14 protein-coding genes are annotated in these 15,945 nt (G+C 67.4%); all 14 read left to right on the top strand.

What is annotated here, in order from left to right:
• Positions 1 to 156: 156 nt before the first annotated feature.
• The 14 genes from LIN44_RS25830 (at position 157) to gltS (ending at position 15,932) form a co-directional block, all read left to right on the top strand.
• Positions 157 to 1,278: an SRPBCC family protein gene (locus LIN44_RS25830; protein ID WP_227315084.1), complete on the top strand. Its 1,122-nt coding sequence runs from the start codon at positions 157 to 159 to the stop codon at positions 1,276 to 1,278.
• A 28-nt stretch (positions 1,279 to 1,306) separates the two neighbouring features.
• Complete coding sequence (locus LIN44_RS25825) at positions 1,307 to 2,773, top strand: aldehyde dehydrogenase family protein (protein WP_227315083.1); 1,467 nt, start codon at positions 1,307 to 1,309, stop codon at positions 2,771 to 2,773.
• Positions 2,774 to 2,858: 85 nt separating this feature from the next.
• Positions 2,859 to 4,589 (top strand): choline dehydrogenase, encoded by a 1,731-nt coding sequence (gene betA / locus LIN44_RS25820; protein ID WP_227315082.1) that lies wholly within the window; start codon positions 2,859 to 2,861, stop codon positions 4,587 to 4,589.
• A gap of 176 nt (positions 4,590 to 4,765) precedes the next feature.
• Positions 4,766 to 5,653, top strand: coding sequence for a TorF family putative porin (locus tag LIN44_RS25815; RefSeq protein WP_227315081.1), 888 nt, complete (start codon positions 4,766 to 4,768; stop codon positions 5,651 to 5,653).
• A 46-nt stretch (positions 5,654 to 5,699) separates the two neighbouring features.
• A complete protein-coding gene (locus LIN44_RS25810; protein WP_227315080.1) occupies positions 5,700 to 6,011 on the top strand; it encodes a hypothetical protein in 312 nt (103 codons plus the stop codon).
• A 440-nt stretch (positions 6,012 to 6,451) separates the two neighbouring features.
• Positions 6,452 to 8,008, top strand: coding sequence for an APC family permease (locus tag LIN44_RS25805; RefSeq protein ID WP_227316429.1), 1,557 nt, complete (start codon positions 6,452 to 6,454; stop codon positions 8,006 to 8,008).
• Positions 8,009 to 8,087: 79 nt separating this feature from the next.
• Positions 8,088 to 9,041 carry a PDR/VanB family oxidoreductase gene (locus tag LIN44_RS25800; RefSeq protein WP_227315079.1) on the top strand — a complete coding sequence of 318 codons (954 nt, stop codon included), beginning with the start codon at positions 8,088 to 8,090 and terminating at the stop codon, positions 9,039 to 9,041.
• A gap of 107 nt (positions 9,042 to 9,148) precedes the next feature.
• Complete coding sequence (locus tag LIN44_RS25795) at positions 9,149 to 9,613, top strand: SRPBCC family protein (protein WP_227315078.1); 465 nt, start codon at positions 9,149 to 9,151, stop codon at positions 9,611 to 9,613.
• Positions 9,594 to 9,953 carry a helix-turn-helix transcriptional regulator gene (locus tag LIN44_RS25790; RefSeq protein WP_227315077.1) on the top strand — a complete coding sequence of 120 codons (360 nt, stop codon included), beginning with the start codon at positions 9,594 to 9,596 and terminating at the stop codon, positions 9,951 to 9,953. The genes LIN44_RS25795 and LIN44_RS25790 overlap by 20 nt, the downstream gene beginning before the upstream one ends.
• A 243-nt stretch (positions 9,954 to 10,196) precedes the next feature.
• Positions 10,197 to 11,411: an efflux RND transporter periplasmic adaptor subunit gene (locus LIN44_RS25785; protein WP_227315076.1), complete on the top strand. Its 1,215-nt coding sequence runs from the start codon at positions 10,197 to 10,199 to the stop codon at positions 11,409 to 11,411.
• Between the two features lie 10 nt (positions 11,412 to 11,421).
• Positions 11,422 to 12,114 carry an ABC transporter ATP-binding protein gene (locus LIN44_RS25780; RefSeq protein WP_227315075.1) on the top strand — a complete coding sequence of 231 codons (693 nt, stop codon included), beginning with the start codon at positions 11,422 to 11,424 and terminating at the stop codon, positions 12,112 to 12,114.
• Positions 12,115 to 12,126: 12 nt separating this feature from the next.
• The gene (locus LIN44_RS25775) at positions 12,127 to 13,281 is read left to right on the top strand and encodes an ABC transporter permease (protein WP_227315074.1); all 1,155 of its coding nucleotides are present in this window, start codon (positions 12,127 to 12,129) and stop codon (positions 13,279 to 13,281) included.
• A gap of 16 nt (positions 13,282 to 13,297) precedes the next feature.
• Positions 13,298 to 14,464: an ABC transporter permease gene (locus tag LIN44_RS25770; RefSeq protein WP_227315073.1), complete on the top strand. Its 1,167-nt coding sequence runs from the start codon at positions 13,298 to 13,300 to the stop codon at positions 14,462 to 14,464.
• Between the two features lie 277 nt (positions 14,465 to 14,741).
• Positions 14,742 to 15,932, top strand: coding sequence for a sodium/glutamate symporter (gene gltS, locus LIN44_RS25765; protein WP_227315072.1), 1,191 nt, complete (start codon positions 14,742 to 14,744; stop codon positions 15,930 to 15,932).
• Positions 15,933 to 15,945 lie beyond the last annotated feature (13 nt).

Below are 15,945 nucleotides of genomic sequence, written 5' to 3'. Positions count from 1 at the left end.
TCGATAGTAACCGGCAATTGTCTTTGCACAGAAGATCGCTTTTTTGAATTGCAACAACCCATTCCCTCTCACTAGACTTCGTCTCACATCACTATTAGTAATTTAATTTACTTTCAGTGAATCAACAAAGCATCGAGATCAACGAGGAGACACCCCATGCAAGAGACCGCCGCCCCCGTCTGCAGCACCACACCGCCGCTCGCCTATACGCTGCCGGCCCACTACTACACCTCGCAGGAAGTCTTCGAGCAGGAAAAGAAGACCATCTTCGCGCGCAGCTGGGTATGCGTGATGCACAAGAGCCAGGTGGCCGAGAACAACCAGTACGCCACCGCCCAGGTGGCGGGCGAGAACATCTTCGTGGTGCGCGGCCGCGACGGCGTGCTGCGCGCGTTCTACAACGTCTGCCCGCACCGTGCGCACGAACTGTTCGCCGACGGCGCCGGCAAGGCGAAGAACGTGATCACCTGCCCCTACCACGCCTGGTCGTTCGGCCTGGACGGCAAGCTGATCCATGTGCGCAACGCCGAGAATGTGCCGGGCTTCTGCAAGGACAACGCCGGCCTCACGCCGGTGCGCGTGGAAGAATTCTGCGGGCTGGTCTTCGTCAACCTCGACATGGACGCGAAGCCGCTGGCCGAACTCGCCGCCGGCCTGAACCACGAGATCCGCGCGCGCTGCCCGGACGTCGACCAGCTGGTGCCGGCGCACAAGCTCACTTACGAGATGAAGGCCAACTGGAAGGTGGTGGTCGACAACTACCTGGAATGCCTGCACTGCCAGACCGCGCACCCGGCGCTGGTGGAGTCGATCCAGATGGAGACCTACAAGCACGAGGTGCGCGGCCTCTATACCAGCCAGGTCGGCCAGACCCGCTCGGGCAGCGACGCCTTCACCTATGCCAGCGACGCCCCCAACACCGACTTCGCCGCGTACTGGCTGTGGCCCAACGTCACGCTCAACGTGCTGCCGGGCGATGGCAACTATGGCGTGTTCTACATGTTCCCGGTGGATGCCGACACCACCATCCAGCACTTCGAGTTCTACTTCCGCGACAGCACGCCGACGGCCGAGCAGGAACAGCTGATCGATTACTACAAGAACGTGCTCAAGCCGGAGGACCTCAGCATCGTCGAATCGGTGCAGCGCGGCCTGAAGTCGCGCGGCTACCGCAACGGCCAGGGCCCGCTGCTGGTCACCGACGACAAAACCTCCGCCATCGGCGAGCACGGCGTGCAGCACTTCCAGCAGATGGTGCTCGACGCCCTGGCCGCCTGAACCCACAAGAACAACCGGAACCGCAGCAATGATCCAGACCCAGCTCTATATCGACGGCCAGTGGCAGTCGCCCATCGACCGCGGCACGCGCGCCATCGTGAGTCCGGCCGACGAATCGGTGATCGCCCAGGCCGCCGAAGCCACCCGCGCCGATGCGCGCCTGGCCATCGCGGCCGCACGCAAGGCCTTTGACGGCCCGTGGCGCCAGACCACGATCCGCGACCGCGCGAAACTGCTGAACAAGCTTGCCGAACTGATCGACCGCGATGCCGACAAGCTCGCCCACCTGGAGTCGCTCAACACCGGCAAGACGCTGACCGAAAGCCGCACCGACATGGGCGATATCGCCGCCACCTTCCGCTACTTTGCGGGCCTGGTGGCGTCGGAATCGGGCGCCGTCAACGAAGCGCCGCACCACGTGATCAGCCGCACGCTGCGTGAGCCGGTGGGCGTGTGCGGCCTGATCACGCCGTGGAACTACCCGCTGCTGCAGGCCGCGTGGAAGATCGCGCCGGCGCTGGGTGCGGGCAACACGGTGGTGATCAAGCCCAGCAACCTGACGCCGCTGACCACGCATCATTTCACGCAGCTGGTGGCGGAGCTGGACCTGCCGCCGGGCGTGTTCAACCTGGTGACCGGCGGCGCCGAAGTCGGCGCGGAACTGGCCGAAAGCCTGGACGTGGACCTGGTGTCCTTCACCGGCGGCGCCTTTGCCGGCGAGAGCATCATGAAGGCCGCCACCGGCAACTTCAAGCGCATCGGCCTGGAGCTGGGCGGCAAGAACCCCAACATCGTCTTTGCCGATGCCGACCTCGATGCCGCGGTCGACTACGCGCTCAACGCCGCGTTCTTCCACGCCGGCCAGGTCTGCTCCGCGGGCTCGCGCCTGATGGTCGAGGACAGCATCTATGATGCATTCATCGGCCGGCTGGCCGAGCGCCTGCCGCGCATCGTGATCGGCAACGGCTTCCATGGCGAAACGCAGATGGGCCCGGTGCAGTCGGCGCAACAGCACGAGAAGATCCTCGGCATGGTGCAGGCCGGCATCGCCGAGGGCGCGCGCCTGGTCCACGGCGGCAAGCGGCCGGCCGGTGACGTGTACAAGAAGGGCTACTGGCTGGAACCGACGCTGCTGGCCGACGTGACGGCGGAAATGAAGATTGCGAAGGAGGAAATTTTCGGGCCGGTGATCACCGCCGAGCGCTTCCGCTCCGAAGCCGAAGCGCTGCGTGCCGCCAACGACACGCCGTATGGCCTGGCCGCCGCAGTCTGGACCCGCGACCTGGACAAGGCCAACCGCATGTCGCGCGCGCTGCGTTTCGGCACGGTGTGGGTCAACGACTACCACCCGTACTTCCCGGAAGCGCCGTGGGGCGGCTACAAGGCCAGCGGCATTGGCCGCGAGCTGGCCCGCATCGGCCTGGACGAGTACACCGAGCTCAAGCACAGCTATATCAACCTCGCCCCGAAGGCGATGGGCTGGTTCGGCGCCTGAGCGCAGCTGACTTCGCAATCGCGTGCGCGGCGGCACCGCCCCCGGGCTGCCACGCACGGCGTCACGCAAACAAGGAGATTGCACCATGCAGGCAATCCATGAGTACGACTACATCATCGTCGGCGCCGGCTCCGCAGGCTGCGTGCTGGCGGCGCGGCTGACCGAGGACGCCGGTGTCTCGGTGCTGCTGCTGGAGGCAGGCGGCCCCGACTGGCGCCTGGACTGGCGCACGCAGATGCCGGCCGCGCTGGCCTACCCGCTGCAGGGCACCACCTACAACTGGGCCTATGTCACCGAGCCCGAGCCGCACATGAACCACCGGCGCATGACGCAGGGCCGCGGCAAGGGCCTGGGCGGCTCGTCGCTGATCAACGGCATGTGCTATATCCGCGGCAATGCGATGGACTACGACGGCTGGGCCGAAAGCAAGTCGCTGGAAAACTGGAGCTACGCCGACTGCCTGCCCTACTTCCGCAAGGCCGAGACCTACGACAAGGGCGCCAACGATTACCACGGCGGCGACGGTCCGCTGCACGTGACCACGCCCAAGGCCGGCATCAGCCCGCTGTTCGATGCCTTTATCCGGGCCGGCGAGCAGGCCGGCTACGGCCGCACCGACGACCTGAACGGCTACCGCCAGGAAGGCTTCGGGCCGATGGACCGCACCACCACCGCGGGCGGGCGCCGCTGCAGCACGTCGCTGGCCTACCTCGACCAGGCGCGGGAGCGCCCCAACCTGACCGTGCACACGCGTGCGCTGGCCGACCGCATCCTGTTCGCCGGGCAGCGCGCCATCGGCGTGTCGTACCTGCAGGGCGACCACGTGTGCGAAGCGCGGGCGCGGCGCGAAGTGATCGTCAGCAACGGCGCGATCGCGTCGCCGCAGCTGCTGCTGCGCTCGGGCGTGGGCAATGCCGATGAACTGCGCGCCTTCGGCATCGACACCGTGGCCGACCTGAAAGGCGTGGGCGAGAACCTGCAGGACCACCTGGAGATGTACCTGCAGTACGAATGCACCAAGCCGGTCTCGCTGTACCCGGCGCTGCAGTGGTGGAACAAGCCGGCGATCGGCATCGAGTGGTACCTGCGCGGCACCGGCACGGCGGCCTCCAACCACTTCGAGGCCGGTGGCTTTATCCGCAGCAGCGACGAGTTCGCGTGGCCCAACCTGCAGTACCACTTCATTCCGCTGGCAATGAACTACGACGGCAGCAACCCGGTGAAGTCGCACGGCTTCCAGTGCCACGTGGGTTCGATGCGCTCGCCCAGCACCGGCTTCGTCAAGCTGGCCAGCCGCGACCCGCGCGTCAAGCCGCGGCTGCTGTTCAACTACATGGCGCATGAGGTGGACTGGCGCGAGTTCCGCGCCGCGGTGCGGCTGACGCGCGAGATCATCGGCCAGCAGGCGATGGACCAGTTCCGCGGCCGCGAAATCAAGCCCGGCATGATGGTGCAGAGCGATGCCGAGATCGATGCCTTCGTGCGCGAGCATGCCGAGACCGCGCTGCACCCGTCCTGCACCTGCAAGATGGGCGATGCCTCCGACCCGATGGCGGTGGTCGACCACCAGGGCCGCGTGCACGGCTTGTCCGGGCTGCGCGTGGTCGACGCGTCGATCATGCCGAAGATCGTCACCGGCAACCTCAACGCGCCCACCATCATGATGGCCGAGAAGCTGGCCGACGTGATCCGCGGCCGCGCGCCGCTGCAGCGCTCGACCGCGCCGTACTACAAGGCGGCGCCCACGCGCAGGCAGACCGTGGCGCAGAGCCCGCAAGCGCCTGCCGCACGCATGCCCTTGCCAATGCCTGCCTGACCCGAGCGGCGCGGCGCGCGGGTCTGCGGCCCGAACCCTGACTGCGGCACCCATGCTGCCGGGACCAGCGTCCCGGCGGGCAGCGTGCGCCCGGTCGGACGCGTCGCGCCTCCATCACCACCAAAGCCGGCAACCAACACACAAACCCAGACCGGCTGCACGGAGGAGACACAACCATGCTGAGCAAACGCTTTGCCGCAAGATCCGCCCTGGCAGGCGCACTGCCCCTGCTGCTGTGCCAGGCGCCGCCCGCGCTGGCGCAGGCCGGCGGCGACACCACGCTGGCGGTCGCGCCGGTGCCGCAGGTCGCCGCGACCGTGCCGCCCGCGCAGACCGCCGCGGCAACGTCGCCCTGGAGCGCGAACATGACGCTGCCGTCCCAGTACGTGTCGCGCGGTTTTCGCCAGACCTGGGGCAAGCCCGCGGTCCAGGGCGGCATCGACTACAGCCACCCGAGCGGCTTTGCCGCCGGCACCTGGATGTCGAGCATCAGCGACAAGTTCATCGAGGGCGGCACGGTCGAATGGGACCTGTATGCCGGCTACACCGGAAGCGTCGGCGACTTCGTCTACGCCGGACAGCTCTACTACTACCTCTACCCCGGCGCCAGGCTGCAATACGCGCAGACCAGGTACAACTACGGCGAGGCGGTCGCGTCGCTGACGTGGAAGTGGTTCAACGTCAAATACTGGCTGACGTACACCCCCGACTACTTCGGCTACAACAGCGCCTCGCTGCTGTCCGGCAACAACCTGCACAGCCGCGGCTCCGGCTACCTGGATATCAACGGCACCTTCGACCTGGGCCACGGCGTCACGCTGCTGCTGCACTATGGCCAGGAGCGCGTGCGCAACTTTGCCGCCTACAACTTCCGCGACGTGCGGGTGGCGCTGTCCAAGGCCTTCGAGGGCGGCTGGACCGTGACCGGCGCCTATACCCGCGGCTGGGGCCGCACCGACGTCTACGACCGCTACACCACCGGCGCGCTGGATTCCTCCGGCAATCCGTCCGTTTCCAATCCGCTGAAAAGCACGTTCCTGGTTTCGCTGACCAAGACGTTCTGACGGCGTTTATCCACCGCTGCACCACTGCCTTACGAAGCACACCACCATGGCCTCCCTGGGTCTTACCGACGCAACCGGACTTGTCGGCGTTGCCGCCTACGTTGCCGCGCATTTTGCCGTGCAGGTCCTGCACAAATCCCCGACGGGCCGGCTGGCCGTCGCCCTCAACGTGATCGGGCCGGCCTGCATCCTGATCTCGCTGACGGGCGCGTTCAACCTGGCGTCGTTCCTGACCCAGTGCTTCTGGCTGGTGCTGACATTGCTGGGCTGGTGGCGCAAGCGCCGGGCCGGCGCCGCGGGGCGCGCGATGGTGGAAACGCTCGGTGCTCCGCGCCCCGGGCAACCCGTGCAGCAGTAGCCACGGGGACGGCCGGGACTTCGCAGCGCGATACAAAACTTCCGTTGCCTTGCCTCCGCGCCGTTCCTATACTCACCCGAAACACCACAAGTAATCTAATTTACTTACAGTGAATCGATAAGACCGGAATACCACGCGCCCTGCGAATCGGACAAGTGGCAACCCGGGATGACAACAGGAGACAACCATGAGAAACGCCCCCAGAATCCCCGCCAGACCTTCCCGACCGTCGTAACCCCGGCAGGCAGTACCGCAACGTACCCACCCAGACCGCAGACGGCAGACCGTGACGGAGCCCAGCTCCCGCAACACGGCGACCCGGGAAGCAAGGAGACATCGTGTATTCACAGAAAGACGTGCTGTCGATCGGCGCGCAGGCGCCGCTCGCCCCCGCGCAACAACCCCAGCAGCAAACCCAGCAACAAGCCCCCTCGCACGAACTGCAGCGCACGCTGACCTGGAAGGACGCCTTCTGGGTCACCAGCGGCGTGCCGGCGGGCGTGCTCTTCACCATCGGCGGGGTGTCCGCCACCATCGGCAACCCGGCCTGGGTGATCTGGATCCTCGCCATCCTGGTCGGCTTTGCCCAGTGCTTCGTCTATGCCGAGATCTCGGGCCTGTACCCGCACAAGTCGGGCGGCGCGTCGGTGTACGGCGCGATGGGCTGGGTCCGCTACAGCAAGTTCGTCGCACCGGTCTCGGTCTGGTGCAACTGGGTGGCGTGGTCGCCGATGCTGGCGCTCGGCACCAGCCTGGCGGCCGGCTATATGCTGAGCGCGCTGTTCCCGGCCGATTCCGTCATCAACACCTGGCAGCTGACGCTGGTGGACCTGGGCTTCGTCAGCAAGGGCCTGACGCTGCGGGTGAATTCCACTTTCCTGCTCGCCACCGCGTTCCTGCTGATCACCTTCAAGCTGCAGCACAGCGGCGCTTCCGCCGCCGCGACCACGCAGCGCATCCTGGGCATCGCCTCGCTGACGCCGCTGGTGGTGATCGCGCTGGTGCCGCTGTTCACCGGTGACATGCCTTCGACCAACTTCTTCCCGCTGCTGCCGCTGACCCATGACGCTTCCGGTGCCGCGGTGCTGGGCGGCTGGAACGCCGCCGGACTCAGCACGGCGATGGGTGCGATGTTCCTGGCGTGCTGGTCGACCTTCGGCTTCGAGACCGCGGTGTGCTACACGCGTGAGTTCAAGGACCCGCAGAAGGACACCTTCAAGGCCATCTTCTGGTCCGGCGTGCTGTGCCTGTTCATGTTCATCGCGGTGCCGATCGCGTTCCAGGGGTCGCTCGGGCTACAGGGCATGCTGGCACCGGACATCGTCGACGGCTCCGGCGTAGGCGCGGCAATGGCCAAGTTCGTCGGCGGCGGCGCGGTGGTGTTCAACGTGATCGTGGTGATGCTGGTGCTGGCGATCCTGCTGATCGTGATGACCTCGATGATGGGTTCGTCGCGCACGCTGTACCAGGCCTCGGTCGACGGCTGGCTGCCGCGCTACCTCTCGCATGTGAACGAGCACGGCTCGCCCACGCGCGCGATGTGGACCGACCTGCTGTTCAACCTGTTCCTGCTGCTGATGTCGAACTACATGGCAGTGCTGTCGATCTCGAACGTCTGCTACATGATCTTCGTGTTCCTGAACCTGCAGTCGGGCTGGATCCACCGCATGGACCGCCCCGACTGGCCGCGGCCGTACAAGTGCAAGAACTGGCTGCTGGCGCTGGGCGCGTTCCTCGGCTTCTTCGACCTGGCCTTTGTCGGCGCCGGCGCCAACTTCCAGGGCGAACACACGCTGCGCAACGGCCTGATCGCCGCGCTGCTGATCGTGCCGGTGTTCATCTACCGCCACTACATCCAGGACAAGGGCCGCTTCCCCGAGTCGATGCGCCGCGACATGGAACTGCCCAACGCGCGCGCCGGCGTGCTGCCCTATGTGGCGCTGGTCGTGGGCGGCCTGGTGGTGTGGATCGCCGCCAGGCTGACGGTCATTACCTGATGGCCCGGGCGGACCGGCGCCATGCCGGTCCGGCTTCCCTCCCGCATTCCCTGCAATTCCTGAATTCCGAGGTACCGCCATGACTGACACGCTCCGCGTGCGCGTCGGCCGCGTCGAGCCGCTGGCCGCCGGCATCAAGCGCTTTACCCTGCAACCCTGCGACGGCGGCGCGTTGCCCGCCTTCGACAGCGGCAGCCATATCGTCGTCCACATGGACGGCGGCCGGCTGCGCAACGCCTACTCGCTGACCAGCACCCTGGGCGAGCCCGGCCACTACCAGATCGCGGTGCGGCTGGAAGAGGCCTCGCGCGGCGGCTCGCGCTACATGCACGAGCAGGTGCGCGAAGGCGACGAGCTGCACATCGGCGCGCCCGGCAACCTGTTCAGCCTGGACCACGGCGCCGGCCGCCACCTGCTGATCGCCGGCGGCATCGGCATCACGCCGTTCATGACGCATATCCAGGTGCTCGCCGCACGCGGCGCCAGCTTCGACCTGCACTACTGCTTCCGCAACGCGCAGTCCGCCGCTTTCCTGGATGTGCTGCCCGCCACGCTGCAGCCCGGCCAGCTGCACCTGTACGAAAGCGACAGCGGCACGCTGCTCGACATCGCCGCGCTGATCGCCGCACAGCCGGCCGACACCCACGTCTACGTTTGCGGCCCGGCCCCGCTCAACGATGCCGTGGTCAACGCCGCGCGCGCCGCCGGCTGGGACCCCGCGCGCATCCACTTCGAGCAGTTCCGCAACGAGGTCGACGCAACGGGCGGCGCCTTCGAGGCCGTGCTGCACAAGAGCGGGCTGACGCTGCAGGTCGGCGCCGACGAATCGCTGCTGCGCGCGATCGAGAAGGCCGGGGTCAACGTGGACTGCATGTGCCGCGAGGGCATCTGCGGCTCGTGCGAGACCGCCATCCTCGAGGGCGAAGCCGACCATCGCGACCAGTACCTGTCCGACGCCGAGAAGGCGGCGCAGAAGACCATGATGCTGTGCGTGTCGCGCTGCAGGGGGCAACGGCTGGTGCTCGATCTCTGAGCACCTTTGCCCGCAACAATAAGCAACCATTTGGTTGCGCTTTCCGAGCCGGTCTCCTAACATGCAACCACAGCGTTGCAGGCAACGCCTGGCACAGGAGACCGGACATGGCCACAGAAACCGACCGCATCGAACGCAGCATCCTGATCGAAGCCCCCGTCGCGCGCGTCTGGCACGCCCTCACCGATGCCGATACCTTCGGCAGCTGGTTCGGCGTCCGCTTTGACGGCGCGACCTTTGCACCCGGCCAGCGCGTGGTGGGCAGCATCACCTATCCGGGTTACGAGTACCTGAAGTTCGATGTGCAGGTCGATCGCATGGAGCCGGAACGGCTGCTGTCGTGGCGCTGGCATCCGGCGCCGCTGGAACGCGGGCGCGATTATTCGAACGAGCCGGCCACGCTGGTGGAATTCACGCTGCGCGAGGTGGAAGGCGGCACCATGCTGACCGTGGTCGAGTCCGGCTTTGACCGGATCCCGCCCGAACGGCGCCAGGAAGCCTTCCGTATCAACAGCGGCGGCTGGGACGCGCAAGTCAACAATATTCGCCAGCATGTTGCCGGCACTGCCTGAGGCGCTGCCGGACGCGCCGGAACTGCGGCAATCCGCCGCGGTGTTTGCCGCGCTCGGCGACGAAACCCGGCTGCGGCTGGTGGCGGCGCTGTGCGCCGGCGGCGCGATGTCGATCGCGCAGTTGACCGCGGGCAGCGCGATGACACGGCAGGCGGTGACCAAGCACCTGCAGGTGCTCGCGCAGGCCGGGCTGGTGCATGACAGCCGCGCCGGTCGCGAGCGCCTGTGGCAGTTCGAGCCTGGACAGCTCGATGCCGCGCGCCGGTCGCTGGAAGCGATCGGGCGGCAGTGGGAGTTTGCGCTGGGCAAGCTGAAGCTGGCGGTGGAGGGCGAGCATTAAGCTGACCACCTCGATCGGTTTGCTCCCCTCTCCCGCTTGCGGGAGAGGGGCGGGGGTGAGGGCAGGCGCTGGCAATAGCGACCGCCTTCACTTCGTGGACACTCCCGCCCTCACCCCAACCCTCTCCCGCAAGCGGGAGAGGGAGCAAACAAGCGGTCGTCTGGCTGCCTCGCCGGTCACGTAGTCTCTTGGCATCACCGCTATACTGACAGCCCCGCCCATTCCAGCGAGAGGAAGCGCGTAGTGGCTGACCACGACCTGTCCAGGCTCAAGATCGACCGGCAAGCCGCCGCGGCCGGCGTGCGTATTCGCCCGCGGCGCAAATGGCTGCGCATTGCGGCCATCGCGGTGGTGCTGCTGGCGCTGGCCGGCATTGCCATGCGACTGGCCGGCCCGCGGCCGGTGCAGACCGCCACCGTCACCTCGGCCTACCCCACGCAGAACTTCACGCTGCTGAACGCCACCGGCTATGTCGTGCCGCAGCGCAAGGCGGCGGTCGCGTCGAAGGCGCAGGGCCGGCTGGAATGGCTGGGCGTGCTCGAAGGCTCGCGCGTGAAGAAGGACGAGGTGATCGCGCGGCTGGAAAGCAAGGACGTTGCCGCCTCGTTCGCGCAGGCGCAGGCGCAGGTCCAGGTGGCGCAGGCCAACCTGGCGCTGCAGCAGGCCGAGCTGAAGGATGCCGAAGTGAACCTGCGCCGCTCCAGGGTGCTGATCGTGCCGAACGCGATCTCGCGCACCCAGTACGACGCCGACGTGGCGCGCTTCGACAAGGCGCGGGCATCGGTGAACAGCTCGCGCGCGTCGGTGGTGTCGGCGCAGGCCAATGCGCGCGCGGCCGAGGTTGCGGTCGAGCAGACCGTGGTGCGCGCGCCGTTCGACGGCGTGGTGCTGGTCAAGCATGCCAACGTGGGCGACAACATCACGCCCTTCTCGGCTGCCGCGGACACCAAGGGGGCGATCGTCACCATCGCCGACATGGAGACGCTGGAAGTCGAAGCCGATGTCGCCGAAGCCAATATCGCCCGGATCCGCGTCGACCAGCCCTGCGAGCTGCTGCTCGACGCCCTGCCCGGCCTGCGCCTCGCCGGGCAGGTCTCGCGCATCGTGCCGACGGTGGACCGTTCCAAGGCCACCGTGCTGGTCAAGGTGCGCTTTGTCGACCGCGACGCGCGCGTGCTGCCGGACATGAGCGCCAAGATTGCCTTCCTGTCGCGCGCCGCCACCGCGCAGGACCGCCAGCCGGTGGTCGCGGTGCAGCCGGCGGCAATCGCCACGCGTGATGGCCGCCAGGTGGTCTACGTGGTCAGGGACGGCAAGGCGCACGAGATGACGGTCAAGACCGGCGACAAGCTGGGCGAACTGGTCGCCGTGCAGGGCGTCAAGCCCGGCGACGTGGTGGTGCTGTCGCCGGGCGACCAGATCGGCGACGGCCGCCGCGTCAGCACCGCCAAGCCATGAGGAGGGCCGCATGAGCGCCGCGCCGCTGGTGCAGATCGAGCACGTCGCCAAGTCGTACCGGCGCGGCGTGCAGACCGTGCCGGTGCTGACCGATATCTCGCTGGAAATCGGCGAAGGCGATTTTGTCGCGCTGATGGGGCCGTCCGGCTCGGGTAAAAGCACGCTGCTGAACCTGATTGCCGGCATCGACCGGCCCGACCGCGGCACGCTGCGCGTCGCCGGGCTGGACATCACGCAGCTGCCCGAAGCGGCATTGGCCGACTGGCGCGCCGCCAATGTCGGCTTTATCTTCCAGTTCTACAACCTGATGCCGGTGCTGACCGCGTTCGAGAATGTAGAGCTGCCGCTGATGCTGACCCGCCTGCCGCGCGCGGAGCGGCGTGCGCGCGTGGAACTGGTGCTGGACATGGTCAACCTGGCCGACCGCATGAGCCACTATCCGTCGGAGCTGTCGGGCGGGCAGCAGCAGCGCGTGGCGATCGCGCGCGCGCTGATCACCGACCCCGCGCTGATCGTCGCCGACGAGCCCACCGGCGATCTCGACCGCACCTCCGCGGCCGAAATCCTGGCGATGATGCAGCGGCTCAACGCCGATGCCGGCAAGACCATCATCATGGTCACGCACGACGCGCACGCCGCCGCCGCGGCCGGCGCGCTGGTGCACCTGGAGAAGGGAGAGCTGATCCGTGGCGAGCCGGCGTAGGTTCCATTCCCCATGTACGCGCTCAAGCTGATCGCCCGCAATGCGCTGCGGCACAAGCTGCGCACCACGCTGACGGTATTCGGGCTGGTGATCGCGGTGCTGGCGTTCGGGCTGCTGCAGACCGTGATCGATGCCTGGTATGCCGGCGCCTCGGCCGCGTCCAGCGCGCGACTGGTCACGCGCAATGCCATCTCGCTGGTGTTTCCGCTGCCGCTCAGCTACGAAAGCCGCATCAAGGGCGTCGACGGCGTGACGCAGGTGGCGCGCTCCAACTGGTTCGGCGGGGTCTATCGCGATCCCAAGAACTTCTTCGCGCAGTTCGCGGTCTCCGACAACTACCTCGACCTCTACCCTGAATTCATCGTCCCGGACGCGCAGCGCGCCGACTACCAGCGCGACCGCAAGGGCGCGCTGGTCGGGCGCCAGCTGGCCGACCAGTTCGGCTTCAAGGTGGGCGACGTGATCCCCATCAAGGGCACCATCTACCCCGGCACCTGGGAATTCGTGGTGCGCGGCATCATGGACGGGCGCGACGAGAGCACCATCACGCGCCAGATGGTGTTCCACTGGGAATACCTGAACGAGACCGTGCGCAAGCGCACCCCGCGCCAGGCCGACCAGGTCGGCGTCTATATCTTGGGGGTCGCCAACCCTGACAACACCGCGGCGATCTCGCGCCAGGTCGACGGCGTGTTCCGCAATTCGCTGGCCGAAACGCTGACCGAGACCGAGCAGGCCTTCCAGCTGGGCTTTGTCGCCATGTCCAACCAGATCATCGCGGCGATCCGCGTGGTGTCGTATGTGGTGATCGTGATCATCATGGCGGTGATGGCCAACGCCATGGCGATGAGCGCGCGCGAGCGCACCGTGGAATACGCCACGCTCAAGGCGCTGGGCTTCGGCCCCGGCTTCCTGGCGCTGCTGGTGTTCGGCGAATCGCTGGCGCTGTGCGTGGCCGGCGGCGCGCTCGGCATGCTGGCCACGCCGCCCGTGGCCACCGCCTTCAAGCAGGCGGTGGGCGGCGTGTTCCCGGTATTCACGGTATCGCCGCAGACCATGCAGTTGCAGGCGGCGTGCGCGCTGGCGGTGGGGGTCTGCGCCGGCATCGTGCCGGCGGTGCAGGCGGCGCGCGTGCGCATCGTCGAGGGCCTGCGGGCCATCGGCTAGCGCGAGGGAGACTGCCGTGGCCATCCCGCTGACGTATATCGCGCGCAACCTGTGGGCCCGGCGCCTGACCACCGCGCTGACCGCGGCCGGGCTGGCGCTGGTGGTGTTCGTCTTCGCCACCATGCTGATGCTCGACGCCGGCCTGAAGAAGACCCTGGTCACCACCGGCGAGCACGACAACGTGGTGGTGATCCGCAAGGGCGCCGAGACCGAGATCCAGAGCGCGGTCAACCGCGACCAGGCGAGCATCATCGAGATGCACCCGGCCGTGGCCATGAGCGGCGCCGGCCTGCCGCTGGCGTCGCGCGAGGCCGTGGTGCTGATCTCGCTGACCAAGGCCAGCACCGGCCAGCCCTCCAACGTGGTGATCCGCGGCATCTCGCCGGCGGGCATGGACCTGCGCCCGCAGGTGCGGCTGGTGGCCGGGCGCATGTTCCGGCCGGGCTCGTCCGAGATCATCGTCGGCAGCAGCATCGCCGGCGGCTTTGCCGGCGTGCAGATCGGCGGGCACCTGCGCTTTGCGCAGCGCGACTGGACCGTGGTCGGCCACTTCGACGCCGGCGGCAGCGGCTTCGACTCCGAGATCTGGGGCGACGTCGACCAGCTGATGCAATCGTTCCGGCGCAACGCGTATTCGTCGATGGTGGTCAGGCTGGCCGATGCCGCGCTGTTCGAGCGCTTTCGCGCCGATCTCGACGTCGATCCGCGCCTGGCCGACGAGGCCAAGCGCGAGCAGGCGTTCTACAGCGACCAGTCCAAGGCCCTGTCCGGCTTTATCAATATCCTGGGCTTTACGCTGTCGACCATCTTCTCGATCGCAGCCATGATCGGCGCCATGATCACCATGTACGCCTCGGTGGCCAACCGCGTGGCCGAGATCGGCACCTTGCGCGCGCTGGGCTTCCAGCGTGCCAGCGTGCTCGCCGCGTTCCTGGCCGAAGCCGCGCTGCTGGGCCTGGTCGGCGGCGCCGCGGGCCTGGCGTGCGCGGCGCTGATGCAGTTCGCCTCGTTCTCGACCACCAACTTCCAGACCTTCGCCGACCTGTCGTTCCGCTTTATCCTGACCCCGGCCATCGCGCTGCAGACGCTGGCGTTCTCGATGGCGATGGGGCTGGTGGGGGGATTCCTGCCGGCGGTGCGGGCGGCGCGGATGAATATTGTGGACGCGCTGCGGGCGCGTTGAGGCTACGTCTCCCGCTGGTTTGCTCCACTCTCCCGCACGCGGGAGAGGGGCGGGGGTGAGGGCCGGCGCTTCCACGACAGCTATGTCCTGAAAAACCATTGGCGCCGCTTGATGTGGACGCCAGCTAGACCACCCCTCACCCCGGCCCTCTCCCCATGAGGGGAGAGGGAGTACACCCTGCCCTGCCCTGGCGCGGCGGCCCCATCCTTTCCTTGCCTTCTCCCCGGTGTCCGACTACAACCCGTAGTGATGCATGCTACGCGTCAGGACGCCCCCAATGAACCTTGACCTGCTGGCCTCATTGCTGACCGCCGTCGTGGTGCTGCTGATCGGTACGCTGGTCAACCGCAGCGTCGGCGTGCTGTCGCGCTACAACATTCCCGATCCCGTCACTGGCGGCCTGCTGTTCGCGATCATCGCGTCGATTGCGGTGGCGGTGGTCAACGTCCGCGTGGTGATCGATCCCGGCATGAAGCCGGTATTGCTGCTGATGTTTTTCGGTGGCGTCGGCCTCTGCGCCGACCTGCGCATGCTCAAGCGCGGCGGCAAGGCGCTGGTGGTCTTCCTGGTTATCCTGCTGCCTTATATCGTGGTGCAGAACGTGGTGGGCGTGGCCATGGCGCGGGTGCTGGACCTGCATCCGATCTTCGGCCTGGTGAGCGGTTCCATCACGCTGGTGGGCGGGCATGGCACCGGTGCCGCCTACGCCGAGCGCTTTGCCGAGGTCAACAACCTGCAGGCGGTGATGGATTTGTCGATGACGGTGGCCACCGTCGGCCTGATCGTCGGCGGCATCATCGGCGGACCGGTGGCGCAGTACCTGATCTCGCGCTACCGGCTGCGCTCGACCGCGCGCGAGGCCGGCGACACCGAGGAGGAAGCGGCGGCGGTCTCGCCCATCACCACCGTGGGCGCGCTGGCGTCGCTGGCCGGCATCCTGGCCGCGGTGATCGGCGGACGCTGGATCGCGGCGCAGATGCCGACCGGCGCCATCACCATCCCGGGCTTCCTCTGGTGCATGATGCTCGGCATCGCCATCCGCAACCTGCTGCCCTTTGCCGGCATGCGTTTCGACGACCGCGCCACCGACCTGATCACCAATGTCTGCCTGTCGCTGTTCCTGGTGATGACGATGATGGCGCTGGACCTGGCCGACGTGGCGCTGTCCGCAGGTCCGTTCCTGCTGATCATCGCCATGCAGGTGGTGTTCATCATCCTCTATGTGGTGCTGGTGTGCTTCCGCTTCATGGGGCGCGACTACGAGGCCGCGGTCAGCTCGGCCGCGTTCATCGGCTTCAACATGGGCTCGACCGCCACCGCCATGGCCAATATGCGCGCCATCACCGCGCGCTACGGGCCGGCGCCCACCAGCTACCTGATCACGCCGCTGGCCGGCGCGTTCTTCGTCGACCTGATGAACGCGTTCGTGCTGACCATGATGCTGGCGCTGCCGCTGATCGGGGGCTGAGATGGGGGCTAAG

The sequence above is a fragment of the Cupriavidus sp. MP-37 genome (genome assembly GCF_020618415.1).
Lineage (GTDB): Bacteria > Pseudomonadota > Gammaproteobacteria > Burkholderiales > Burkholderiaceae > Cupriavidus.
The sequence above is the reverse complement of the archived record's forward strand: the minus strand, read 5'-3'. Positions and strand labels throughout refer to the sequence as shown.

What these genes read in the sequence shown, in the direction of transcription:
- LIN44_RS25830 (WP_227315084.1), top strand. Translation starts at nt 157, where the DNA reads ATGCAAGAGACCGCCGCCCCCGTCTGCAGCACCACACCGCCGCTCGCC.
- LIN44_RS25810 (WP_227315080.1), top strand. Translation starts at nt 5,700, where the DNA reads ATGGCCTCCCTGGGTCTTACCGACGCAACCGGACTTGTCGGCGTTGCC.
- LIN44_RS25795 (WP_227315078.1), top strand. Translation starts at nt 9,149, where the DNA reads ATGGCCACAGAAACCGACCGCATCGAACGCAGCATCCTGATCGAAGCC.
- LIN44_RS25775 (WP_227315074.1), top strand. Translation starts at nt 12,127, where the DNA reads ATGTACGCGCTCAAGCTGATCGCCCGCAATGCGCTGCGGCACAAGCTG.
- betA (WP_227315082.1), top strand. Translation starts at nt 2,859, where the DNA reads ATGCAGGCAATCCATGAGTACGACTACATCATCGTCGGCGCCGGCTCC.
- LIN44_RS25790 (WP_227315077.1), top strand. Translation starts at nt 9,594, where the DNA reads ATGTTGCCGGCACTGCCTGAGGCGCTGCCGGACGCGCCGGAACTGCGG.
- gltS (WP_227315072.1), top strand. Translation starts at nt 14,742, where the DNA reads ATGAACCTTGACCTGCTGGCCTCATTGCTGACCGCCGTCGTGGTGCTG.
- LIN44_RS25825 (WP_227315083.1), top strand. Translation starts at nt 1,307, where the DNA reads ATGATCCAGACCCAGCTCTATATCGACGGCCAGTGGCAGTCGCCCATC.
- LIN44_RS25780 (WP_227315075.1), top strand. Translation starts at nt 11,422, where the DNA reads ATGAGCGCCGCGCCGCTGGTGCAGATCGAGCACGTCGCCAAGTCGTAC.
- LIN44_RS25815 (WP_227315081.1), top strand. Translation starts at nt 4,766, where the DNA reads ATGCTGAGCAAACGCTTTGCCGCAAGATCCGCCCTGGCAGGCGCACTG.
- LIN44_RS25800 (WP_227315079.1), top strand. Translation starts at nt 8,088, where the DNA reads ATGACTGACACGCTCCGCGTGCGCGTCGGCCGCGTCGAGCCGCTGGCC.